This is a genomic window from Clostridium sp. Marseille-P299, from assembly GCF_900078195.1.
In the GTDB taxonomy this organism is placed as follows: Bacteria; Bacillota; Clostridia; order Lachnospirales; family Lachnospiraceae; genus Lachnoclostridium.
The window spans coordinates 2,285,339-2,311,408 of sequence record NZ_FJVE01000007.1; the positions used below are offsets into that span (position 1 = coordinate 2,285,339).

Consider the following 26,070-nt stretch of genomic DNA (forward strand, 5'->3'; position numbering starts at 1 on the left):
TCTCTAAAAATAAATTGTAGTTTGTATATTATTATTTATTAAAATCGCAAATTTTACTTATATCGTTTGTATATTATTATTTATATTAATAATTTTGCTTATTTAATTTGTGTACCGATTACTTCAGTTACTTTTGCAACTGCTGCATCAATACCTGCTGGGTTTTTACCACCAGCTTGAGCCATGTTTGGACGACCACCGCCGCCACCGCCTACAAGACTAGCGATTTCTTTAATTAAGTTACCAGCATGAGCACCCTTAGCCATAGCTTCATCGGTTGCCATTGCGATAAGGTTTACTTTATCGCCCATTGCAGATGCTAATAATACAACACCTTCACCAAGTTTTTCTTTTAACTGATCTCCAAGGTTACGAAGTCCGTTCATATCTACATCTGGAACTTTTGCTGCAAGAACTTTAACACCTTTAACATCAACAACTTGATCCATAACATCTCCAAGAGAGTTATTTGCAAGTTTCGCTTTTAATTTTTCATTTTCAGCTTGTAATGCTTTTAATTCTTCTTGCATGCTTTCAATCTTCTTTAATAAACTAGCAGGTTCTGTTTTTGCTGCTTTTGCTACATCATGAAGTTCTTCTTCGATGTTTTTATAATAATCAAATACTGCATTTGAAGTAATTGCTTCAATTCTTCTTACACCTGCTGCAATACCAGCTTCGGATAAAATCTTAAATGCTGTAATAACACCGGTATTTGATACGTGTGTACCACCGCAAAGTTCTTTTGAGAACTCACCCATAGAAACTACACGTACGCTTTCACCATATTTCTCACCGAATAATGCCATTGCGCCGCTCTTTTTCGCGTCTTCTGCGCTCATTACTTCAGTAACTACAGGTTCATTCTTAGCGATTTCAGCGTTAACAAGTGCTTCTACTTTTTCAATTTCTTCTTTTGTCATTGCGGAGAAATGTGTAAAGTCAAAACGTAAACGATCTGCGGAAACAAAAGAACCAGCCTGTTCTACATGAGAACCAAGAACTACTCTTAATGCTTTTTGTAAAAGGTGAGTTGCACTGTGGTTTTTACCTGTAGCACTTCTCTTATCTTCATCAATTGTTAATGTAACTGTATCACCAACGTTAAAAGATCCTTCTACTACAGTTCCAACATGACCAATCTTTCCACCTTTTAATTTGATGGTATCTTCAACTGCAAATTTTGAATCTCCATTCGTGATAACACCAGTATCTGCAGACTGACCACCCATTGTAGCATAAAATGGAGTTTCATCAACGATAATAGTAGCGCTATCACCAGCGTTGATTTCATTTACAACGTCAGTATCTGTAGTTAATACGCTAATCTTAGATGTATGAGTTGCTCTGTCATAACCAACGAAATTAGAAGTAATGGATGGATCAATTTCATCGTAAACAGTTGCATCTGCCCCCATGTAGTTTGTTGTTGCACGAGCATTTCTAGCTGCTTCTCTTTGAGCTTGCATTGCTTTGTTAAAGCCTTCTTCATCTACAACAAAGCCTTTTTCTTCTAAGATTTCCTTAGTTAAATCAAGAGGGAAACCATAAGTATCATATAATTTAAATGCATCGTCTCCACTTAATGTATTTGCACCAGTAGCAACTAAATTTTCTTGCATTTCATTTAAGATACTTAAACCTTGATCGATTGTTTTATTAAATTTTTCTTCTTCTATTGTTAATACTTTTAAGATATATTCTTTTTTCTCTTCTAATTCAGGATATCCATCTTTAGATTCTTCAATTACTGTTTTGCAAAGTTCAGCTAAGAATTTATCACCAATACCAAGTAATCTACCATGTCTAGCAGCTCTTCTTAAAAGTCTTCTAAGAACATATCCTCTACCTTCATTGGATGGGATGATACCATCAGAAGTCATAAATGTAACGGAACGAATATGATCTGTAATTAAACGTATAGATACATCCTTTTTACTATCGGTTTGATAAGTAACGCCAGCTAATTCGCAAATTCTATCACGGATTGCTTTCATTGTATCAATATCGAATACAGAATCTACATCTTGCACTACTACTGCAAGTCTTTCAAGTCCCATACCAGTATCGATATTCTTTTGCTTTAACTCTGTATAATTGTGATTTCCATCACTTTCAAATTGAGTAAATACGTTGTTCCAAACTTCGATAAAACGATCACATTCACAACCTACTTTACAGTCAGGCTTTCCGCAACCATATTTTAAGCCTCTATCATAATAGATTTCGGAACAAGGACCACAAGGACCTGCACCATGCTCCCAGAAGTTATCGCAATCCCCATTTTCATCACGGTAGAAACGAGTAATTTTCTCAGCAGGTACTCCAACTTCCTGTGTCCAAATATCAAATGCTTCATCATCTTCATTAAAGATGGATGGATATAAACGATCTTCTTCTAAGCCTACAACCTTAGTTAAAAATTCCCATGACCAAGCAATTGCTTCGTGCTTAAAATAATCTCCAAAGGAGAAGTTTCCAAGCATTTCAAAGAAAGTAAGATGTCTAGCTGTCTTACCAACGTTATCAATATCACCAGTACGAATACACTTTTGGCAAGTTGTAACACGTTTTCTTGGTGGGATTTCTTGTCCTGTAAAATATGGCTTTAATGGAGCCATACCAGAATTTATTAATAATAAACTTTTATCATTATGTGGAACTAAAGAAAAACTCTTCATCTTAAGATGATCCTTGCTTTCAAAAAATTCAAGGTACATTCTTCTTAATTCATTAACACCATATGCTTTCACTTGAGATTGCCTCCTACGTATCTTTTTATCCGCGAATATTTTGTAAATATTATTTTCATTAACTCGTGAATCTAGTTTTTAATTATAAAGACTCCATTGCTTTTTGTCAATTACTGTCCTGCAATAGACATATCCGCAACCATAACACTTGGTGAACCATACATAGCACTAGAACCATAAGGCAATACAAATTCTAAATCATCACCAATTAACTCAATTTTCTTTAACAATTCGTAGAAATTACCAGACACAGTAAAGCCTTTTACTGCATTTGTCTTTTCTCCACCTTTAATTAAAAATCCACTTGCAGCAAGTGAAAAATCACCTGTTGTTGGATTAGCACCAGCATGCATTCCTTCAAGACTCGTAATGTAAATACCATCCACTACTTGCTTAAATAAATCCTCTTTTTTCCCTTTGATTGGATTTATATAAAAATTATAAGGCATAATTTGAATATCTCCAGCATAGCCCTGTTTATACGCATTTGCAGTATTTTTTACATTTGCTTTTTTTGCTGTCTTTAAATTATGAAGAAATGTATTAAGTTTACCTTCCTCAATTACATTCTTTTTAAAGGTTGGTACTCCTTCCGCATCAAAAGGTACTTGATAGAAAGAAGTTTCATAAAACGGATCATCAACAATAGTTACGATTGGTGATGCAATGCTCTCATTTTCTTTTCCCTTCAGTAAGGAAAGACCATGTTGTACTTGTTCCGCGGAGAATATTGATGAAAATGTTCGAAGTAACTTAGCCATTGTTTTCGCTGAAAACACTGCTTTATATTTACCTGAGTCCACTTTACCAGCTCCAATAACAGAAACGGTTTCTGACACTGCCTCTTTTGCCAATTCATTTAAGTCGACTTCTTCAATAGCCTTCATAACATACGCTTCTTCTGTATACATTTCGTCCCCATCGGATGCAATTGGCTGTGCATATACTACAACACTACTATTTTCATATTCCACATTAAGGCCTTTGGAATTGCTGATATTTACCTTAGTTATTTCGGCTGCTGCCATTGTTTGCGTTCCATCAATAATTCTCTCATCTTCTGCATATAGATTTTTTTGAAGTTCTAGCGCTGTTTGAATCATTGTATCTGCGGATGGAAGTGGAAATGTTTTTACTGAAACTTCCTGATATTTTTCTCCGCCTTCATATATATACACTTCATCTTCGGATTCAATGGATTTCGCATTCTCAATCGCTCTTTTTACCAAGCTTTCTGCTTCTTCTACTGAAAATAACTCTGTAGAAGCATAACCTAATTTTCCATTAACAATACAACGAAATCCTACTCCCCCTCTTGTTGCACTTGAGAAGGCTTTTACTTCGTCTTTATATGTTTCTACGTTAATTTCACTGTTCTCTTTAAAATATAATTCATATTCCAAAAGTGAAGCTTTTTCTGCAAATGCATTCACTTGTTGTTTAAATTCATTATAATTCATAGATTCACCTTTAATAACACAAGTTTCCCTGGGTTATCTTTCTTCCTTTCTTTAATTCTATTTCGTAAAATACAGGCTCACATATCCGTATATATTTAAAGATCATATTTATATTTAAAAAGCCTATCTACCACCAACTGTGATGGAAGATACACGAACCAATGGTTGACCTACATCAGTTGGAATACTTCCACTTGCTGCTCCGCACATTCCTTGACCACGATCTAAATTCTGACCAACCATATCAATATCCATTAGGATATCAGAACCTTTTCCAATTAAGCTTGCTCCACGAACTGCTTCCTTAATTTCACCATTACGTACAATGTAACCTTCTCTAACAGAAAAGTTAAAATCACCTGTGATTGGGTTAACAGAACCGCCACCCATAGATTTTGCATAAAGACCGTATTCAATTGACTTAATAATATCCTCATTCTTATCTGGACCATTGTCAATGTATGTATTCGTCATACGAGAAGTTGGCTCAAACATATAACTTTGTCTTCTTGAACTACCTGTGGATTCCATGCCCATTCTGCGACCATTTAATTTATCAACCATATAGGATTTTAAGATACCATTCTCAATTAATACATTCTTTTTCGCAGGTGTACCTTCATCATCAATGTTAATAGATCCCCAGGCATTTGGAATAGTTCCATCATCAATTGCTGTTACTTTTGTATTTGCAATTTGTTTTCCTAATTTATTTGCAAATTGAGATTGGCCCAAGGATACGCAGGATGCTTCTAGTGAATGACCACATGCCTCATGGAAGATTACTCCACCAAAACCATTTTCAATGGCAACTGTCATTTTGCCTGCTGGGCAATAGCTTGCATTAATCATTGTAATCGCTTGTCTTGCAGCTTCTAATCCAACAGATTTTGGATCAATCATCTCAAATAATTCAAGTCCCATTCTACGTCCAGGGGAGGCAGAACCAGTTTGGTTTTCACCGTTTTTACTTGCAATTGCATTGATTGCCATTCTTGTACGAATTTGTCTATCTTCTGTATATAAGTCATCACTATTTGCAATCATGATATTATGATCAACCTCTAAAAGAGTACCTGCTACCTGTGCAATATCTTGATGATAATTCTTTGCTGCAAAATATCCTTCTTTTAATATATCAATCTTTCTTTGATTACTTACGGATGCTGGCACAATCTTAATTGGATGGATATCACCAAAAATTCTCTCCGTTAAGTTAATCTGTACGTCTTGCTTTGCAAAATTAAGTGCATCTGCAACCTTAGTAGCACATTCCATTAACCCTTCTTTTGTCATTAAAGTAGTGGAAGCATAAATACTCTTTGTTCCCTTTAAAATACGTATACCAACACCTGAAATAACGCCATCCGTAATTTCATTTACTTTACTATCAATCATTCCAATTGTTTTATTCAATGTTTTTTCTGCGAATATTTCCGCAAAGTCAGCTCCAGTTGACATCGCTCTAGCTAAAACCGCAGATAAAATATCCTTTGATATCATAATATACACTCCTATCATTCTTTATATTTAATTCAAAAGTTACATTAAACCTAAATCACATTAATCTAGACATTCATTAAATTTAAAACCTATTAATTCTAAATGTACATTAAATCTAAACTTACATTAATACTAACAGGTCTTTAAATCAAAAAGTATATTAAGTCATTCAATCGACTGATAATTTTGCTACATTCTTAAAAACTGTATCCCTTATCACTTCTTGAATGAAAATGTATTATATATCTATAAAACACTTTATATTTTGAATTGTCAAGTAAATAGAAGAATTTATTGCATTTTAATATACTATTTGCAAACAATTATTCTACTTTTTCTAATGGCACTGTAAAACTAATATTTCGAATTGTTTCTAACTTTTCAAACTGAATTCCATAAGAAGATGTATCTTCATGTACTTCAGTTATCTTACCTCTGCCAAAAACTTTATGAACTACGAAATCTCCAATTTTTAATCCATCGGATTTTTCTGGTGCAATTTTCATCTCATTTCTTTTAATATAGCCTATGGCATCGTCCACTAGCCTTTGTTCTAACTCCTTTGTATATTCAAGATATGCCTTGTCTGTATTAAAGATAAACCTTGAGGGATAACGATAAGAACCATCAAAATTAATGCCTTCCGCATCACTAAGGAATAAGGCATTTTCAGCTCTTGTATAAGCTACATACGCTAGTCTTCTTTCTTCCTCTAATTTGTCGAGAGAATTTACATGTTTGTTTGGAAATATTCCCTCATTTAAACCACACAAAAAAACATATGGGAATTCTAAACCTTTCGCATTATGAATCGTCATCATCTTAACAGAATCTTTTTTATCTTCCTTATCTGTGTTTGAATAAAGAGAAATCATCTGTAAATAGTCTTCTAAGAAAGTTTCCTCTCCTGTACTATTTTCATATTCAAATATCGCCTGTTTCAGCTCAGCCAAATTATCTAGACGTTCATTTTCACCACTTGTACGTAACATGGATTCATATCCACTATCATTTAAAATACTTGATAATAAATCAGTTAATTTCATATCTATATATAATTTTTGATATTTATCAATCAATTTGACAAACTCATCTGCATTACTTTTTATTATTAAGTCATGTCCTAGATTTTCCTTTAGTGCTTTATATAATGAACAATCATTTTTCTCTGCATAATCCTTAAGTAGTTGAATGCGTTTATCTCCAATATTTCTTCTTGGAACATTCACTACACGTAAAAATGATAAATCGTCTTCAAAAATAAGCATTCTAAAATAGCTTAAAATATCTTTAATTTCTTTCCTCTTATAAAATTCAATACCACTATATAATACATACGGTATTTTTTCTTTTATAAATTCCTCCTCAATACTTCGAGATACAAAATGTGAACGGTATAAAATCGTAATATCGTTTAAACTTTTTCCTGCCGCGACAATTTTATCAATTTGCTTCACAATAAAAGCGGCTTCCTCTTTCGTCGTACGAGCATGATGGTAAATTACAGGAACTGTTGAACTCTTCACTGCTTTTAATTCCTTGTCTAAGCGCTTTTTATTTTTCTTAATCAATGAATTAGAAGCGTTTAAAATATTTTCAGAAGAACGATAATTTCGATCCATGATAATCGTAGTAGCCTTTGGAAACTTCTTATCAAAATCAAGAATGTACTCAATCCTTGCACCTCTCCAGGTATATATCGTTTGATCTGGATCTCCTACTACAAATAAATTCTTATGATAATTGCTTAGGATTGTTACTAGAGCATACTGAGAGCTGCTTACGTCCTGAAACTCGTCTACCATAATATATTCCAGTCGTTTTTGCCATTTTTCACGCTTATCATCAAAGGTTTCTAAGACATATAGCGCAAATAAAATCAAATCATCATAATCAAGACCAAAACACTTTCTTTGCTCATATAGATATCCAAAAAAGATCCTGTCCTCAATTTTCGCTGATTTTAAGTAATAATCTTTTAATATATGAATGTCTGTTTCAAGGATATACGATATGTACTCCCCTAAATATTTTCTTGCAGCAATCATATCCTTTGCCATTGAAAAGGTATATCTTTTGGAATCAATTTTCGCTTCCTGATATACATTGCGTAATATCGTATCTGTATCCTCCGAATCTATCACAAGAAAATTTTCAGGGTAGTGCATTGTATGAATATCTTCTCTTAAAAGTTTTACGCAGAATCCATGAAACGTACAAACAAGTCCAGTATCATAATCACCAATCATATGACGAATTCGTTTTTTCATTTCATTGGCTGCTTTATTTGTGAATGTAACACAAAGGATATTTGCAGTTGATATCCCTAGGTCTTGAACAAGATACACATAGCGATTGGTCAATGCTCTAGTCTTACCACTACCTGCCCCTGCGATAACTCTTACATATCCTTCGGTTGTTGTCACCGCCAATTTCTGCTCATCATTCAGTCCATTTAAAGAATCAAAACTCATAATCTTTGCTCCCAACTATAATATAAACTATAATCATTATACTGTATTCTTATATAAAAATACAACTCACAACCAAACAAATGTTTTGTTAAAATTTATTATCCTTAGCTTATCTTACCATTCATGTTCATCAACTTAGTTGGTGATTTACTTAATACAACAAAAAAGCCCAAGAACCATTTAAGCTAATAACGATTCTTGGGTCGTAGATTCACTTTTTTTATCTTTTTCCTTAAAAAGCTCTTTATATAACTCCCGTTCTTCAGGAGACAACATAATATAGTCACTATAATCCAAATCACATGCAAGCAAAGGTTCATTACAATGTAAACATATTGCATTCGGGCGTTTTGAAACCATCCTTATGTTGTAACATTCTGGGCAAATAAATATTTTTAGCATTGTTACTCTCCTTTCCTGTGGAATTATAGTATAACATAATTGGTAATTTTTGTATACTGCTGATATCTACTAAAAATAAAATAATAGCATTTTCAAATGCTACAAAATGTCTAAGAAGCGCATAAATTAGAAGAAGATCCGTTGATAGAACCAACAGACCTTCTTCTATTATATTTTGACAAATATTTAATGCTGTTTATTTGTTATGAATTATTTTCCGAAAAAATTCTGTGTTCCATAATTACCATAAGTTCCACCAAGGGCGAAACCTACACCAAGATAATTGAAGGAACTATTTAACATATTTTTTCTATGTCCACTGGAATTTACCCATCCATTATTGGAGAACATAGCGTTTCCATAGCCTCCAATAATATTTTCGCCAGCGCTTTTATATGAAATACCTTGTGCTTTCATACGATCATAAGGAGTTGAACCATCTAGTCCAGTATGTGAAAAATAATTGTTTTTAGCCATGTCTTCACTATGAAGTCTGGCTGATGTAGAAGCTTCCGATGACCAGGTTAAACTACTTAGACCATTCCTTACACGAAATGAATTTGTTAAATCAAGAACTTCTTTTTCCCAAGCAGTTAAAACACTCTTTGTTGTACTTCCTTTACTTACAGAGGAATCTGCAACGTATACACCATCTATCGTACTATCTCCTATGGTATCCATAAAAAATGTTATTGAATTTCCATCATCAGTTAGTGATAATGTATTTTTTAAGGATAAACTTTTACCAAAGGTAGAATTAATGCTTGATACTTTAGAAGATGTTGTTAACCCTTGATAGGAAAAATCAGTTGAATCCGTATACCAAGCTACTACTTTATTATTTGCAATTCCAATCATCATAAAGTTTTTATAATTTCCTGGATAAACATAAAATTCATAGTTATATTCTGTCTCATCAATACGACTTGGTGAACCAAATTTATCTATAATAGAGCTTTTACTTTCTCCCATTTTAATAGTAGTTCCACGAACATTAAGCACTGCACTTGATGTTTGGCTTGGTTCCTTTGTTGGAGTTGGTGTACTCGTTGGCTTTACCGGTGTTTTCGTAGGAACTGGGGTACTAGTTGGTTTCACCGTAACAACAGGTGCTTTTGTAGGTATTGGTGTATTGCTTGGTTTTATTGTAGCACCAGGCGCTTTGGTTGGCTCTGGTGTAATTGTTGGTTTTATTGTAGTACTAGGTGCTTTCGTAGGCTCTGGTGTGTTACTTGGTTTTATTGTAGCATCTGGTGCGCTAGTTGGAGCAGTTGAAGGATGTATGGAAACAGATGGTACTTGGGTAGGTTCCATCGTTGATGTAGGTGCATTTGTTACCGTTGGTGTACCTGTTATCGTAGGTATATTCGTTACTATTGCTTGCTCTTCTTGTGCGATTCCCTCTTCTGTCAAATGTGATTGTATTTCTTGTTGTTCTTTTGCATATCCATGATCGGCTATAGAATTCTGAATCAACTCATGAGCTAACTTTTCTTCTTCACTATTAAACTCTGCTAATTGTGTTTCATTATTCGTACTGTCCTCATCTAAGGTTTCATTCGTTTCTTCTTGATTTGTCTCTTCTTGATTATTTTCATCAATCTTTTCTTGAGCTTGCTCTTGGGATGCTAGTTCCTCTGTTCCAGCCACAGGTGCATATAAATCAACCGATTCATTCTTCGAACTACATGCAACTAACGTAGCACTTAAGAATAGAGTAACTAAACATAACTTTAATTTCATTTTTAACCTCCAAGTAGTAAAACATTTCTCTTAGCATACATTTCTTCATTCTAGACAATGCAATAATATAATAGTTAATCTAATTATAGCTTTATTTGTCGAATAATATCAAGTAATTCCAGTAATCTACTATGTAACCTCTCGTGCTGATGCGCTGTCATAAAATTTGCATAACGCAAAAGAACGTATGCACTTATGGAAGTGCATACTCATATAAAAAAAAGTTGTGTAACATAGCTTTTTCCTACCTTTAGAAAAAACTATGCTACACAACTTATTTATCGCTTAACTCAATCATTATCTTGTGTAAGTTTGAAAGCATCTGCTGTGATTCTGTTAGAGACAAGTTTAAATTACAACCCATTTTTTCAGGAAATTCTAGTGCCTCTTTTTTAAGTTCTTTTCCTTCCTTGGTAAGATTTATAAAAACGGTTCTCTCATCCATTCCTCTTTTTCGTTTCAATAATCCCTGTTGCTCTAATTTCTTAAGCATTGGAGTTAATGTTCCAGAGTCTAAATATAATTGTTCGCCTAATTCTTTCACTGTTACATTATCTTTTTCCCAAAGCGCTAACATTGTAATATATCCTGTATAAGTTAAGCCAATTGGTTCTAATAATGGCTTATATTTTCTAATAATCTCTTTTGAACAAACATATAGTGCAAAACATAACTGATTTTCCAGTCGTAAAGCTTTTTCCCTTTGATCTTCCATAATATTCCTCAATTCTAATTTTCTTAATTTATCTGAGCCACGTAGGCTTATATTCAAGTTTTAGATTTAAAATATAATTTTTCAACTCATGCAATAATAATTATACTGCATTTATCAATAGATACAAATTATTTTTTTAACTATAGATCATCTTATCCAATTATAATGTTTTTCGCATTATTGTCAATGAATTGGTATATCCTTTGAAGTATATTCATAAAAAAGCATATTATCCAAATAGTCATCTATATTGTCATAAGTTATAGTTTTATATTATCAATTTAAATTATTGCAGGCACTTCTATTCATTAATCCTTGTTATTATTAAGCAAAAGATATTTGTTATTATTAATCAAAAGATATACGGTTTAGTCTCACTATCCTAACGTTTGGTTTAGTTATTTATAAGTTTAGTTATTTATAATAAATAGATATGGCTTGAATGTTACAATCTTTAAAACACCCAAACCATATCTATTCATATTACTTTCCTTCTATATCCTACTTATTTTATAATAAGCCTTCAATTCTTTTATCAATATCTTCGATAGAATCTACTGGCTCGTAACGTTCAACAACATTGCCTTCTTTATCAATAAGGAACTTTGTAAAATTCCATTTAATTGAGGAGTTGTTTTTATAATCAGGGTCCATGCTCTCTACAATTGATACTAATATGTCGTTTCCTTCAAGAGATCCAGTAAATCCTTTTTGATCTTTTAGATATTTAAATAAAGGATGCGCATTTTCGCCATTTACATCTATTTTTTCATGAATTGGGAATTTAATTCCGAAATTAATATCACAGAATTTCACGATGTCTTCTGCACTTTCTGGTGCTTGTTCCCTAAATTGATTACATGGAAAATCTAAAATTTCAAATCCTTGATCCGCATATTTTTCATATAAATCTTCCAATTCCTTATATTGCTTTGTAAATCCGCATCTTGTTGCAGAATTCATAATTAAAACAACTTTACCTCTATATTTTTCTAAAGATACTTCCTCACCATTTGCTCTTTTCACTATAAAATCATATATACTCATAATATACTCCTTTCACACAACTAAATTCTGTCTTTATCTTAATTTTATGTTCATATTCCTTGTTAATTCTATGTTTCATTTATATCATTCAATCATAATTGAGAGGTATTATATTTAACCCCTAAAATATAACTGATTGTTATTTAAATTTTCATTATAATTGCTTTCTATTTAATTGTATACAATTAATCTATGCTTTAAGAATACATCAATTAATTTAGAATGTCAATATAATTCATAATTTTTTTTAATTTCTTTATTTTATGAGTCTGTAACCTTTCTCTACATCTTAGCGCTTCTATTTTTCTCAACACAAAATAAACATTTAATGTTGGATTCTTTTAATTCATCTAAACTTTTTAACGAATATAGCCTTCTTTATGATGTCTTCTCTATAGAAAATATTACTCCTTCTTATAAAATAAAAAGCAGAAATACCCTTGGATTGAAGATATTCCTGCTTGATATCTATATTTAATTCACTTGTATTACAATCGTTTTATCTAGTTCTACAAAATATGAATAGGATGGTGATAGATATACAATATCATAAGGATAATCTTCAATCATAAACTGCACTTTAAAAATTTGTTCTTCGATCTGTTCATCACTACCTTCGCCTTTTAAATCATCGGACATACTAGAAATGCCATTAATACTATATTCTTTTCCTATTTCATCATAATAATCACTTTTAAAAATCTGATGAACGAAATTTTCTTTTCTCATCTTACTTAAAAAAGTTAGTTTCCATCCACTTTTTATTTTTACAGCACTCTCAAAGGTTACTCCCTGAGGTAAATGATCAGCCGTTTGTTCTTTTAAATTTACCTTTACACGTTGTGCATCTTTTTCTATCCATTCTACTCCTGTTATATGAATGTTCAATTGTTTGCTTTCATAAAAGAAACTACTTTCCATTCGGTATGACCCCATCATTGGCGAATCTGCGGAACCTATTGCAGATATGCCATTACTTATTGTATCAAAACGGTTACCATTTTCGTCAGTCACATAAAACACTAAGGATTTAAGCCACGCAGTATTATTTTTATCATCTGCAAGATTTAATTGCATATGTGTTGGATATACATCAACATCAATCGCCGTTAATGTCTGACCATCCAATGAAAAAGTCTTATTTAAATCTATTGTCTTTCCTTGTGCTGTGTGAGATGGATCAAATTCTAACTGAAAAATAAACCAATGGCTGTTTCTTGTCTCCTCTTTTGTCTCTTCTTGTTCCTTTTTTGATGTATCTTCAAAAATGTTTGCTTCATATGTTGGATTAACTCCATATACTTCGCATTCGATTTGCATTTTACTTGGCATATCCTGCTCTACAAAATCAACGGTAAAATGTCGTATTTCATCATTTTCCTCAAAAGAAAAACTCGAGCTAAGTGTATACCCATGCAGTGGAGTACCATCAACATTATTAATCGATGGTTGCACATCTAGATTAGTGTGTTCCTTTGATGATAAGGTATAAAAAACATTTAACTGTTTTTGATCCACAATAACATATTCGATTCTCATTGTAATATCATCTTTCGTTTGCTCTAAATCAATGGATTGCACATACTCGTTTTCTACCGCTACACTTAAAGAAGGTGAGAATTTTACTGCGGAAGCAAGGTCATTTAATAATGGTATTTTCTCGCATGCATATGCAAAGGTTGGCGATATATTTACCATAACGATAAAAACGAGGGTTACTGCTATCAAACTACAAGTAGGTACTACTATACTCTTGAATATACGTGATTTTATCATTCTTTCTTTTGCACGTAACAGTGTATCATTGAGTTCAATCGGCGTATCATTGAATTCCGACATTAATTCTTTATATTCTTCCATTCGATTCATCATGATTTCTCCTCTAATAGTTCTAATCTCAAATATTGTAGCGCCCTTCTTTGTCTAGTTACCACGGTTCCTTGAGGAATTTGCAAACTTTCTGCTGCTTCTGATAAAGTGTAGCCAGCAAAGTATCTTAAAATTACAACTTCTTTTAACTCTTGTGGTAAACATCCTATTGCTTCTTTTAACTCTAATGAATCGTATTCGATGGCCACATTTTCTTGGTATTCACTCAGCGGCTGTTCTTTTTTCCTTCGTCTTAATTCCATTTTACATTCGTTAATTAAAATACGCGTCATCCAAGTATTAAAATACTCTGGTTCCCTTAGCTTTTTCACACCTTTTAAGCCCTTATATACTGCTTCATCTACCGCATCAATTGCCATACTTTCACTTCCTAAGTAAAGAAATGCAGTTCGGTAGAGGCGAGTTTTTAAGTCTTCTATTCGCATGGTGAATTCGTGATCATTCATTTCTCTTCCATCCTTTTTTAACGCCCACTAATGCAGCTTTACATATTAGATGCACAAGTATGGTGTTTTGATTTCTAATTTCAAATTTCTTACTATTTATTTTTAAAACTTGTTTTTCTCTGCTTTATTCTTATTATCAGAAATATAATTTTATCTATTTTATACTTGTAAACTTATGTACGCTCTATATCCGTTTTAATCTTATCTACTTATGTAAGCTCTATATCCAATTTGTATTTATCAGCATATACGCTTCTAAGGATACGATTGTCGACATTCAAATTACATTAATAAAAATACTTAATAATATGACACTATGATATACAAATTTATCCATATTTATTATATCTTAACATATGCAAATAAATATCACCATTCCCCTACACAAAACACTTCCATTATTTTTATCTAGATATGAAATAGCAATCTGTTATAATAATATGTAACAAATTGTATTATTTTGTTTTAATTTAGGGGGTTATGCAATGAAAAAGAAACTATTGATTATTCTTTCCGGTATAACACTGCTTAGTGTTATACTTCTAGGAAATTATTTTATAAATAAAAATAAATCCGATCTTTCGTATACCAAATTTATGGAAGCAGTTGAGCAAAATCAAGTGGAGGAAGTAAGTTTAGCAAACGATGAATCAGATTTATCGGTAAAATTAAAAGAGGATCCCAACCATGTTTACATTGTTCCGAATCCAAAAACAGATACCTTTATTGAATTTCTATTATTAAACGACGTTCGTGTAAGCTATAGGCAAGAAAGTGCTTTATCCATCGCTGGAAAAATTTTAATTATAGCAATAATTGCTGGTGGTATCTATATTTATATACGTAAATCAAATGGAGGTAACGTTTTAATCAAAGATTCCAACAAGGAAAAGAAACAACAGAAAGAAAATATCACTTTATCTTCCGTCGCAGGTAATGCAGAAGCGAAATATATGGTGGAAGACATTATTGCCTTTATTAAAAATCCTGAAAAATATGCATCTGTAGGTGCAAAGATGCCAAAAGGTCTATTATTCTACGGGCCTCCTGGAACCGGTAAAACATTACTAGCAAAAGCAATTGCTGGTGAAGCAGATGTGCCGTTTTATGCAATGAGTGGGTCTGACTTTGTTCAAATGTATGTTGGAGTTGGTGCAAGTAGAATTCGTAATTTATTTAATAAGGCGAAAAAGAATGAAAAAGCTGTAATATTCATCGATGAAATAGATGCCATTGGTAAAAAACGTTCTAGAAATGCATCTTCTAGTAATGATGAGCGAGATCAAACACTAAATGCATTGTTAACTGAAATGTCTGGTTTCCATGAGAATCAAGGAATTATAGTAATAGGTGCTACAAACCGCTTAGATACTTTAGATGATGCCCTACTACGTCCTGGCCGTTTCGACAGACATATTGAAATAGGGCTACCAGATGTAAATGCTAGAATGCAAATTTTATCTCTTCATGCAAAATCAAAAGCATTATCGGATGACGTTAATTTAGAGAATTTAGCAAAGTCGACGGTATATTTTAGCGGTGCAATGTTAGAAAACCTTTTAAATGAAGCTGCTATTAATGCTACCAACGATGACAAGTCAGCAATTCATAAAGAGCATATTGACAAAGCATTCTATACAGTAATTGCTGGTGCTCCTAAAATAGATCGAAGTTATATCACCGACCGTGATCGTAAGATTACCGCATACCATGAAGCTGGCCATGCACTAGCAACTACCTTACTATTGCCAGAGCATTTTTTATCCAAAGTTACGATTATTCCAAGTGTACGCGGTGCAGGTGGTTTTAATTTAAGCATTCCTAAAGATACAATGTTTCAAAGCAAGCGTCAGATAAAAGCAAATATACAGGTACTACTTGCTGGTAGAATTGCTGAGGAATTAATCTTTGGTACAGATGAAATTACTACTGGCGCAAGTAATGATATTCAAAAAGCTTCTTCACTAGTCGCTGATTATCTTGGTAAATTTGGTATGGATTCTGAAATGGGCTTATTCAGTACAGAGGCACTGGGTGAAATTCCAGATCATCAATTTATTGAGAAATGTCGTGACCTAATGAACAATTTATACGATGAGACCAAACAATTGATTCACGAAAATATTGATCACTTAAAGAAAATAACAGATGAATTATTAGAAAAAGAATCTTTAAATGGTGACGATGTTAAGCGTCTTTGCGCTTAAATTGAATTGATTGTGTTAACGAAAGACTTTTTAATGTGGTCGATTTCACTGGTTCAACTACTTGCATTTGTAAGCAATTAGTTTGATTGTATGATTACAGAGAGGGACTGCTGCAAAATAGAGTTTCATATGTTATTCCCAGAGTTTCAAATGTAATTCTCAGTGTTTTTTATGTAAAAAGAAGTTATATTTTATTGTATAACAAAAAAACATGGAACACACTTATGAAACAATTCTATTTTGCAGCTACGCTCCTGTTTAGAAAATCCATCATGTAGTATTCATTTTACTGATAAAACAGCTCTGTTTCACTCGCCTATAAATTATTCAACTCCGAAACAAATTCCATACTTTTCGCAGTCATTTCAACCCATGCTGGTTTAAAACCACTTTTAATCGCATTACGAACTGATTTTATATTAGACCATGCAGCACAATAAAATGGTACTTTGCCACGTTTTAGTGTTTCTATTGCTATTCTACTTGTAAGTGCTGAAGCAATGCCTTGCTTACGATACTCTGGTAAAACATCAATTCCTATTTGCCACATAATTTCACAATCCGCAGAACATCCAGCTAGACCTATAATTTGATTCTTATCATATGCAGCAACTGCTAGTACATCTAGGTGTTTGCGCTTTTCACAAAGTGCATTGCTCCACTTAGGAGTATATAAATCTTGAAACTGGCTTGCTTCCAATATTTTAATCTCATAATTACAAGGTAGTTCTTTTATAACATTCATATCTGGTAAAAAATATTCTGCCATAAAACAAACTCTCTTGCCCTTCTTTTGCAATTCATCATTAAGAACATGCATGTTAGGTGTTTCAAAGCAATGTTCAATGGAATATTTGTTTATATAATCACTTACAATATCTCTTATTTCAGGGTCCACAGAAGCTACAATATTATTTCCATAAGAAACGAGATTGCAATCAAAGGGTAGTTCTAAATATTTACGTGCATGTTCGTTTGTTGAAGATATTACTATTACATTATCAGTTTTCCTAAAATCTTCAGCATCACAATTGGCATCCATCGCAGACTGGTTCATGGCTATTTTTAAAATCTCTTCGTTGGTCATTTTCTGCTCCTCTCCCCTTTCTTAATAACATACATAATTATTACTTTCATATTTTGTTTTACTTTATTTCAAATTTCTATATATTTTTTATTAATAAAATTCGTTTTCATGTTTCTTAAAAAATTCATGATAGATTCGTACATTTTCAAGCTCTGTCCAAGGTTTTGTCTCCACCGGAATGCTATCCAAATCATATATTTTGGCGCCCTTCATCGATAAGATAAATGGTGAATGGGTTGATATAATAAATTGACACCCAAAAAACCTAGCCGATTCTTCTAAATATTTTACTAACTCTAATTGCTTCTTAGCTGAGAGACTATTTTCTGGCTCATCTAGAATATACAATCCGTTTTCTTTTATTTTTTCAGTAAAGTATAAAAAGGCACTTTCTCCATTGGATATTTCACGGATATTACTCATGAGATTTTTTCTAACATACTTCGACTGGGTTTTACTACGAGATAAGTTCACCTTTTTTAAATCTTCATAATCATCTAGGGAGCGATACTTAAAATCAGAATATTTCGCGTGTAAATACTCCTCAAATAGATCCTCCCGTTTTGAATCAATCCCTTCATTTAAGGTTCGTATGTTTAGCATGTAATCAAACACATCGTCACTCGTTATAATTCTTTTATCATCTGGCAATTCTGTCCCTAACTCAAACCCACACATATCAACATACTGAGCAAAAAAATTCGATTTATTATAAATCGATTCTCTTGTTGCATTTAGTTTTTCTGCAATTACATTGAGTGCCGTTGTTTTGCCTGACCCATTTCCACCATATAAAATTGTAATCCTATCAAAATCTATTTGTGTTAATTCTTTTTTAGATAACACTTGAAATGGATAAAAACTGTCGTAGCATTTTCTTTTAATGGACATAAAAAAATCAAACTCTTGATCAGCATTTGGAAATGTAAAGTTATTTAAATATAACATAGTCACCTCTTTTCTCCACAATGAAACTCGTCCGATGTAAAATATATAGTTTAGAACACGTATGCTAAAATGAGTTAATTTTTAATTATTCTATTTTAAACAATATTAGCTTGTTTTAAATATGCTATAATTTTCGTTTAAAAATAATATAATAATTATTCGTTTAAAACGTTTTATAACAGCACGTGTTTAAAGGTGTAATTTATAAAAAAGGACGATTTATAATTGGGAAAATAATTTCTTAGCTTCATTCAATCTTTCATAAAATTGCTCATAAAACTCAATATTTGTATCATACTGTTTTAGATAAAAACTATTAAGAATATACATATTTATATTTTTAATTAATTTCTCATCCTGCGTATTTTTTATCATAGTTTCAATGTCCTTTAAGAAATAATGCCAATCGTTTATAAATTGTTGATTTTCCATTATATCAGGAGTATCAATCCACTTGCTCACTTTTACTTTTGTTCTACTCTCATTCGGACATTCATTAACTTGTAATATATATTGAAAACTATTATTCTCATAATATCTTCCTAAAGGAAAAATTCTGCAAATTCCAGGTCGAACACTATGTATACTGCATCTTCCATTCTCATTTAAAAAAGCACATTGTTCTGATATTTCGTTCATTTTAAGATTCGGTAGTATCAAGCCATCTACAATATTTAATTCCACCTTATCAATTAGCAATTGCTCAAATGTCATATTTAAATTTGTTACTAAACGATAGATGTCATATGGATCTAATACAATTGAATTTCCCATTCCATGACAGCAATTCGCATTTCCTCCACAACCATTGCAACTAACTTGTACTAAATCATTGATATTATATAAATTGCCATCTGATATTTCACTTAGGCTACAGTATCTTTTCATTATCTTTACCTCTACTTTTTATCATTCTTATGATATTATAACATAATCCTTTTTACATACTAGCCACAAAAATATTTAATTTACTAGTTTTCATTTACTATTTTAAGTAGTAGCTAATACATCCTATAAATTCTTATGTACCTAAAAAAGCCTTACCCCGTCTATAATGGCGGAAGTAAGACTTTCGGTTTTATAATTCATGTTGAGATACAAACTCCAACATTTTATATTATATTTTTATAAGAGGTTAAATTATCGAATTCTTTCAGGGAATCCAATTTTCTTTTGAACTTTTCTAAGTGTTTTATTAGCAAAATAATTTGCTTTCTCCGCATTTGCCTTGATAATACCATCAAGATATGCTTTATCTTTAGAAAGTTCATTCATTCGATCCTGGATAGGTTTTAGTACATCTACAACAGATTCACCAACTGCAAGTTTAAATTCTCCATAACCTTTTCCATCAAATTCTTTTACAACTTCATCTACTGTTTTACCTGTACATACACTATAAATATCAATAAGATTTCTAATTCCAGGTTTTTCATCCGAGTAAAGGATTTCGCTTCCTGAATCCGTTACAGCTCTCTTAAACTTACGAATAATCGTATCAGGATCATCTAATAGATAGATACTTGCATTTACATTCTCATCTGATTTTGACATCTTCTTAGTAGGATCTTGTAAGCTCATAATTCTAGCTCCAACTTTTCCAACATAAGCTTCTGGAATTGTAAATACATCCCCATAAATATTATTGAATCTTTCTGCAATATCTCTTGTTATTTCAAGATGCTGCATCTGATCTGCTCCTACAGGCACTACGTCTGTTTGATATAAAAGGATGTCTGATGCCATTAATACTGGATAGGTAAATAATCCTGCATTGATATTATCTGCATGTTTTGCTGCCTTGTCCTTATACTGAGTCATACGGTTAAGCTCACCCATATAAGTAAAGCAATTTAAAATCCAACTTAATTCTGAATGAGCAGAAACGTGGGATTGATAATAGATGCAATTTTTTTCAGGATCAAGCCCCGCTGCAATATATAATGTAAGCAGTGTTCTTGCTCTTTTTCTTAACTCTGCTGGATCTTGTCTTACTGTAATTGAATGTAGATCAACTACGCTAAAAAAACATTCGTATTCGTTATTCAAAGTTAACCAATTCTTTAAAGCTCCTAAGTAATTACCTAATGTAAGGTTACCAGTAGCCTGCATACCGCTAAATAATATTTTTTTTCCGTCTAACATTCTAATACTTCCTTTATTTTATATTATCTATGATCCGTTTTTTAATACACCAATGTATAAAACGAGCTTAAATTATCTTATTATTCGGTGTAACGTATTTATGTCTTAAGCTAGTTTGTAATTCAGTGTAACGAATTTTATGTCTTAAGCTAGTTTATCACAGACATATTAATTTGTAAAGGAAGCCATCATTCGGTCCTTTGAAAAAATCATATTAAAATTTGTAATAAAAGCTATTACTTATAAAATGCCATGAAAACTCTTTTCTGGATATAAAAAAGCAGTCAATCATATAGATCTATAGATAGCTTCTCTTCCAATAGAAAACTTTAGATATTAATTACTAAATTTAACATATTTTATATACAATTAAAAAAATTAAAAAAAATTGAAAAAAACACTTGCATTTTGTTTTCACATGTTGTATTATAATAAACGTAGCAAGGCCCGTTGGTCAAGCGGTTAAGACGCCGCCCTCTCACGGCGGAAACAGGGGTTCGATTCCCCTACGGGCTGTTCTAGTGTTTATGTGGATTCACGGAGTTTTGGTGAATCCACTTTTTTTGTTTTTCTACCCAAATTTCTACCGAAATTTTTTGCTTAAAACTTTTTAAAACATTGGTCTTTGTGACCAGTTTTTTAATATCTAAATCTTGACATAATTTTCAATATGTTACATAATATCCTTGTAAATATTTAGTACATAGGAGGGTAAAACATGTCATTAATTTCTTGTTCTGAGTGCGGTAAACAAGTTTCTGACAAAGCTGCCAGCTGTCCAAACTGCGGATGTCCGATAACTTCGATACTACAAAACAGTCAATCATCGATACTTACTTCAAAACCTTTCAAGTTTGAACCCGACAAAAGTATTAATTTTGGAAATGGTAAACTTTTAATTGATAGCAAGAATAAAACATTTGGGATAAAAAGAATGTTTAAAACTGATACTTATTATTTTGATGACCTAATTGATTATGAATTGTACGAAGATGGTTCTAGCATAACCAAAGGAAAAGGTCTTGCTACAGTAGTTGGCGGTGCTACATTTGGTTTATTTGGCGCACTTGTCGGAGCTTCCGGTAAAAGAAAAAGCAAACCTACCTGTATTTCAATGGGTATCAATATTTATTTAAATAACTACAACAAAACTAGGGAAAATATACAGCTTATTACAACCGAAACTAAGAAAAGCTCTGCTACGTATTCTAATGCACAAAGAATTGCGAATGATATTATCGCTAATCTTCAATATATTGATAACAACAAGTAATAACTAATTGACATTAAATCCTACTTAGACACATAATAAATGGAATTGATTTATCCCCTAGTCGTTGAGGGTCGGCTAGGGGATTTTTTTCACATAAGTCCGTACGTGTTATCCCGTTTACATAAGTACATTCCATTACTCATTTTCTGTCCAAGACTACACGTTTCACAGAGCCTTAACTCTATTGTAGCTTTGCAGTCTTTACATAATGTATATTTAAATCTATTGCTTTTCCCTTTTCTTACAATGCAATCTCCTTTTCCGCAAACCCAATCCTTACATTTCAATTTCTCACCCCATATAGATAGTCTAATATCTAACAAGAGTGATAACAAGCATAAAATTACTTACTCAGTTTATTGATTGCCTTAGCCCATACCTTATATCCGTCAGATTTGGCATTAAAATACTGTTGATAATAATCTTTTACAGCCTGAGCTGTTTTAGGACCATATACACCATCAGGAACTAGATCAGCACCGTAACAATTTATCCCATGCTGTAGCCATGCAATATCCTCTACACTCGAATTTGATGTAATTGGAACCGTTGGCACATAAGGTACATATTTATTACCTGAATAGGAGCAAACGCCCTTTGCAATAGATACAGCATATTTATACCATGCGTGAGGATTAGCAAAATAGTTTTCGCATTCAAACTGATTTGTCATAAAAGCAAGTTCCACTAAACAAGCCGCTTTAACTCCCATACCCACACTATTACACATACCAAATTTACTGCTATTTTTTACTCCTCGATTAGTTTGATCTTTAAATGTATTTGCAACTTGAGCCTGTATTGCTGTAGCAAACGCTTTACCATCTCCAACCTTACTAGTAATACTATGATAAAATGTTTCGCAGCCTTTTCCGTTATCAAACTTATTATCATCATTCGCATTAAAGTGTAAGGAGATAGCTAAATCACACTTAGCTCTCTTAATTGCAAGTTGCCGTATATTAATTGCTGGATCAGTAAGGTCCTTGGTACCATCTATCCCACTCCATGCACTCTTAAATACATCTACTCCACATCGTTCCAACTCTCTTGCTAAGTAATAAGCTACTCCTGCATTAGCAACATGCTCTCTAAGGCACTCTCCCCTTAGCACTGTCACGGTATGTCCTGCATATTTGTGTGTTACTGTCTTTACAAATTCAGGGCTACGTTTACCCCCTGTATTGTAACCGTGCCCTGCATCAATCGCTATTCTCATTACTGTTCACTCTCCCTTTTATCGTGATTACCAACTTGTTCTAATACATCTTTGAGTTTCTGAGGTACTGGCAATCCTAAAACAGATACGTTTTCAAGTATGCTTATACCCTCGTTATAGATATAAAACATAATAACTGCTAATCTTATAGCGCTCCCTGACTGAATTACATAAACATCAAGGATGTTACTAATACCAATCAAGCAGAAAATAATTACCTTCTTAAATATCCCCCTAAATCCTACTTTGCTAGATAACTTCTTTTCAACAATTGCAACCATCACACCTGTTAGGTAATCAATTACTACAAACCAAATTATTGCTGTCATAAAGCCATCTACCCCACCTAGAAACCACCCCAAAAAGGCTCCAATTGCTGATAATACATACTGTAAAACTGATATTGTTTTTTCCATAATCCCTCTTTCTGCATACAAAAAAAACACCCCAAAGAGTGCCCTATGTATGCTTTGATTTTATTCTACTGTTTCTACTGCTCCTAAAATAGTGTTCTTTTCTTCTTCGGTAATCCAGCCCTTACCCACAGCATTATTTAATCCAACCTCGGTCAATCTCCCTTCGCTGTAAAGTCTTTCTAATGTTCCATACATAACACTCTTATTTTCCATAACTAACCCTCCAATGCGCTTACAACTAATGTGTCTACGAGTTCCTTAAGTTCCGTGTTTTCTGCCTCAATAGCTGTAGCCTTTGCTTCCAACATTCTTAATCTCTTCTGAACCATGTCCACATTTGTAAGATTAAAAGTAATGGTGCCGTTGTCTGGATCAAGCAAGATAGGCAGCACAACTGTTTTATCCCTGTAAATTGCGCTTAATTCGCCACTCTCTGAAAGTATGCTGTATTCACTCAAATTCTCCTCTGTCATTTTACTGCATACTTCCTCAACCGATAGTTCACCTCTTAGCACAGTAATACGGTTTTCACTCGCTCCTGGTAAGATGTTTAATTCTGTTTTGTCTAATACTCTGATTTTTTCCATAGTTTCTTCCTTTCTTTTGGCATAATAAAAAGCCCTCATAGAGGACTTGGGTTTTGGGTATAAGAAAAGCACCCCGAAGGATGCTTATACTGCTTCTATACAATTTCATATTGAGACTTCAAATCATTATGCGTATAGATAGGTATCTTATTATCATGCTGTAATCTTCCCACAACTATGCCTGGGTGAATATTGATTTTTTTAGCAAATACGAGAATACTAGTTCTGTTAATGCTTCTTGTTCTCAAAAATTCACTGTATTCCTCCTGGGGAATTAAAAACTTTTGAGCAAATTCATCAGCATCTTTTTCTAATTCTTCATCTATGCTTTGAATGTACTTATTACTGTAGTTAATCAATGTTAACTTATTTTTTTGTTGTAAAACATGCCTTAATTCATGGCAAAAAGAAAACCAAAAGATATCGGCATACTTTTGTCTGTCATTCATTGCTAGCAATACTTTTTCTTTATTAATCCATCTAACAGCACCATTTATTCCTGAGTTTTTCAAATGTGGCAATAACACCAATGCCACTCCACAGCTTTGCAACATATCATGCAATTTAGGATAGAATTCATCTGGACTTTGAACTGTCATTTTTCTTATCTCGGGTAAACAAGTCTTGAGTTTTTCTTTATTAAACACGTCGGTATCAATTTGTTTCGCTACATTTAATGCAGTTTGCATCCAGATATTAGCATTTATTATGTTCTTTTCTTCAACTTTTGATGTTGATCTGTAATTTACTAAAAACTCTTTTTGTGCCAATAGTCCTAATGAAGACACCTCAAAAAACTTTCTTAAATTAGTAATCTTTTCGATTTTGTCCTTTGTTGCCTCAACAAATTTATTCTTAACAAAATATGAGTAATCTATAAATGATAAGATTTCCTCATCTTCCTTCATATCCTTGATAATCATGTTGTCAGCTAAGTACGTATCATAATTCGCCTGTAAATTAATCCATACTGAAGTAGATGTTCCTAATATAGTTGCTAGTTTTTGCGCTATACTTGGTGTTAAAGGTGTTTGTTCATTTATAAGTTTACTTAATGTTTTATCAGTTATCCCAATGCGTTTTGCAAATTCGGTTTGACTGATTTCCATTTCATCAATAATGTTCCTTACATATAATCCAGGATGAAAGGCTTTAGATGTTTTATATTCTGTTTTACTCATAATGATTTGTCACCTCCAGTAACAATACGATATCAGTAGAATTATATATTTCATTAATATCACTACTATCCCATCGTTCCTCATCATTTTTCAAAGGAATCAATATTAATCGATAGCCTATTTTCTTGCCTAAATCTATCGCGAATTGACCTTTTCTATCGCCTTTTAAGTCATGTAATCTAAACATGGGAGTATTTTTCACATCTCTAAGTGTCTCTGCTGCATTAATAAATTCCAATGTCATTCCAAGTTTTATAGCAACGTCTTTTCCTAGTTTGCGTGTCGCTGTTTTACAATCGTTACATAACTTACTTATATTATTGTTATCGTACTTTATAATCATTATACCATACGTCCCTTAATATGCAATATTTTTTTACCTTTTTGGTAAAATTTCTACCAATCAAGAAAATTTTCAAATAATGAGAAGAATTCTTAATTCCATTATATGCTAATAATCTTGTTTTTTCAACCTATTATTCATATATCAAGCAAGACGCATACCAAGCAATCATAAAGTATTTTATAAAATGTATGAAACTGATTTATTGCAGCTTTTTACTAACTTTGATTC

At 32.5% G+C, this 26,070-nt stretch carries 22 protein-coding genes and 1 tRNA gene; 3 read left to right on the plus strand and 20 right to left on the minus strand.

Going from position 1 to position 26,070, the window contains the following annotated elements:
* Nucleotides 1–98: 98 nt before the first annotated feature.
* The 10 genes from alaS to BN4220_RS18015 all read right to left on the minus strand — a co-directional run bounded on the left by alaS (nt 99) and on the right by BN4220_RS18015 (nt 14,433).
* The gene (gene alaS, locus BN4220_RS17970; RefSeq protein ID WP_347477146.1) at nt 99–2,720 is read right to left on the minus strand and encodes an alanine--tRNA ligase; all 2,622 of its coding nucleotides are present in this window, start codon (nt 2,718–2,720) and stop codon (nt 99–101) included.
* A gap of 143 nt (nt 2,721–2,863) precedes the next feature.
* Nucleotides 2,864–4,213, minus strand: a complete 1,350-nt coding sequence (locus BN4220_RS17975) for a TldD/PmbA family protein (protein WP_066719825.1) — start codon at nt 4,211–4,213, stop codon at nt 2,864–2,866.
* A 123-nt stretch (nt 4,214–4,336) separates the two neighbouring features.
* Nucleotides 4,337–5,716, minus strand: a complete 1,380-nt coding sequence (locus tag BN4220_RS17980; RefSeq protein WP_066719828.1) for a TldD/PmbA family protein — start codon at nt 5,714–5,716, stop codon at nt 4,337–4,339.
* Nucleotides 5,717–6,039: 323 nt separating this feature from the next.
* On the minus strand, nt 6,040–8,190 hold the full coding sequence (locus BN4220_RS17985) for an ATP-dependent helicase (RefSeq protein WP_066719830.1): 2,151 nt from the start codon (nt 8,188–8,190) through the stop codon (nt 6,040–6,042).
* Between the two features lie 180 nt (nt 8,191–8,370).
* Nucleotides 8,371–8,592, minus strand: a complete 222-nt coding sequence (locus BN4220_RS17990; RefSeq protein WP_066719832.1) for a hypothetical protein — start codon at nt 8,590–8,592, stop codon at nt 8,371–8,373.
* Nucleotides 8,593–8,802: 210 nt separating this feature from the next.
* Nucleotides 8,803–10,335 carry a CAP domain-containing protein gene (locus tag BN4220_RS17995; protein ID WP_066719835.1) on the minus strand — a complete coding sequence of 511 codons (1,533 nt, stop codon included), beginning with the start codon at nt 10,333–10,335 and terminating at the stop codon, nt 8,803–8,805.
* Between the two features lie 274 nt (nt 10,336–10,609).
* Nucleotides 10,610–11,050: a MarR family winged helix-turn-helix transcriptional regulator gene (locus tag BN4220_RS18000; protein ID WP_066719841.1), complete on the minus strand. Its 441-nt coding sequence runs from the start codon at nt 11,048–11,050 to the stop codon at nt 10,610–10,612.
* A gap of 510 nt (nt 11,051–11,560) precedes the next feature.
* Complete coding sequence (locus BN4220_RS18005) at nt 11,561–12,097, minus strand: glutathione peroxidase (protein ID WP_066719843.1); 537 nt, start codon at nt 12,095–12,097, stop codon at nt 11,561–11,563.
* Between the two features lie 474 nt (nt 12,098–12,571).
* Entirely contained in the window at nt 12,572–13,969 is a 1,398-nt protein-coding gene (locus BN4220_RS18010) for a DUF4179 domain-containing protein (RefSeq protein ID WP_066719845.1), read from the minus strand.
* A complete protein-coding gene (locus BN4220_RS18015) occupies nt 13,966–14,433 on the minus strand; it encodes a sigma-70 family RNA polymerase sigma factor (RefSeq protein ID WP_066719855.1) in 468 nt (155 codons plus the stop codon). Before BN4220_RS18015 ends, BN4220_RS18010 begins: the two co-directional genes overlap by 4 nt.
* Before the next feature lie 485 nt (nt 14,434–14,918).
* Here BN4220_RS18015 and BN4220_RS18020 point away from each other — a divergent pair, with 485 nt between their 5' ends.
* Nucleotides 14,919–16,640: an ATP-dependent metallopeptidase FtsH/Yme1/Tma family protein gene (locus BN4220_RS18020; protein WP_066719857.1), complete on the plus strand. Its 1,722-nt coding sequence runs from the start codon at nt 14,919–14,921 to the stop codon at nt 16,638–16,640.
* A 316-nt stretch (nt 16,641–16,956) separates the two neighbouring features.
* Here the strand turns inward: BN4220_RS18020 and BN4220_RS18025 are convergent, their stop codons facing one another.
* The 4 genes from BN4220_RS18025 to trpS all read right to left on the minus strand — a co-directional run bounded on the left by BN4220_RS18025 (nt 16,957) and on the right by trpS (nt 20,820).
* Nucleotides 16,957–17,727, minus strand: a complete 771-nt coding sequence (locus tag BN4220_RS18025) for a GNAT family N-acetyltransferase (RefSeq protein WP_066719860.1) — start codon at nt 17,725–17,727, stop codon at nt 16,957–16,959.
* Nucleotides 17,728–17,817: 90 nt separating this feature from the next.
* A complete protein-coding gene (locus tag BN4220_RS18030) occupies nt 17,818–18,675 on the minus strand; it encodes an AAA family ATPase (RefSeq protein ID WP_066719863.1) in 858 nt (285 codons plus the stop codon).
* A gap of 219 nt (nt 18,676–18,894) precedes the next feature.
* On the minus strand, nt 18,895–19,563 hold the full coding sequence (locus BN4220_RS18035; RefSeq protein ID WP_066719867.1) for a YkgJ family cysteine cluster protein: 669 nt from the start codon (nt 19,561–19,563) through the stop codon (nt 18,895–18,897).
* Nucleotides 19,564–19,815: 252 nt separating this feature from the next.
* Complete coding sequence (trpS, locus tag BN4220_RS18040; protein ID WP_066719870.1) at nt 19,816–20,820, minus strand: tryptophan--tRNA ligase; 1,005 nt, start codon at nt 20,818–20,820, stop codon at nt 19,816–19,818.
* 444 nt (nt 20,821–21,264) lie between these two features.
* Between trpS and BN4220_RS18045 the strand changes: the two genes are divergently transcribed.
* Both BN4220_RS18045 and BN4220_RS20590 read left to right on the plus strand, forming a co-directional pair.
* Nucleotides 21,265–21,336 (plus strand) — tRNA-Glu (locus tag BN4220_RS18045).
* A 202-nt stretch (nt 21,337–21,538) separates the two neighbouring features.
* Nucleotides 21,539–22,093 carry a zinc ribbon domain-containing protein gene (locus BN4220_RS20590; RefSeq protein ID WP_066719873.1) on the plus strand — a complete coding sequence of 185 codons (555 nt, stop codon included), beginning with the start codon at nt 21,539–21,541 and terminating at the stop codon, nt 22,091–22,093.
* Between the two features lie 343 nt (nt 22,094–22,436).
* On the opposite strand, the gene BN4220_RS18055 is transcribed toward BN4220_RS20590, so the two are convergent.
* From BN4220_RS18055 to BN4220_RS18075, 6 genes are all read right to left on the minus strand, one after another.
* A complete protein-coding gene (locus tag BN4220_RS18055; protein ID WP_066719875.1) occupies nt 22,437–23,312 on the minus strand; it encodes an N-acetylmuramoyl-L-alanine amidase in 876 nt (291 codons plus the stop codon).
* Nucleotides 23,312–23,728, minus strand: a complete 417-nt coding sequence (locus BN4220_RS18060; protein WP_066719877.1) for a phage holin family protein — start codon at nt 23,726–23,728, stop codon at nt 23,312–23,314. Before BN4220_RS18060 ends, BN4220_RS18055 begins: the two co-directional genes overlap by 1 nt.
* A 60-nt stretch (nt 23,729–23,788) precedes the next feature.
* Nucleotides 23,789–23,941: an XkdX family protein gene (locus tag BN4220_RS20180; RefSeq protein WP_347477130.1), complete on the minus strand. Its 153-nt coding sequence runs from the start codon at nt 23,939–23,941 to the stop codon at nt 23,789–23,791.
* Between the two features lie 2 nt (nt 23,942–23,943).
* On the minus strand, nt 23,944–24,315 hold the full coding sequence (locus tag BN4220_RS18065) for a hypothetical protein (RefSeq protein ID WP_066719879.1): 372 nt from the start codon (nt 24,313–24,315) through the stop codon (nt 23,944–23,946).
* Nucleotides 24,316–24,410: 95 nt separating this feature from the next.
* Nucleotides 24,411–25,496, minus strand: coding sequence for a HigA family addiction module antitoxin (locus tag BN4220_RS18070; protein ID WP_066719881.1), 1,086 nt, complete (start codon nt 25,494–25,496; stop codon nt 24,411–24,413).
* Nucleotides 25,489–25,839, minus strand: a complete 351-nt coding sequence (locus tag BN4220_RS18075; RefSeq protein ID WP_066719884.1) for a type II toxin-antitoxin system RelE/ParE family toxin — start codon at nt 25,837–25,839, stop codon at nt 25,489–25,491. Before BN4220_RS18075 ends, BN4220_RS18070 begins: the two co-directional genes overlap by 8 nt.
* Between the last annotated feature and the right edge of the window lie 231 nt (nt 25,840–26,070).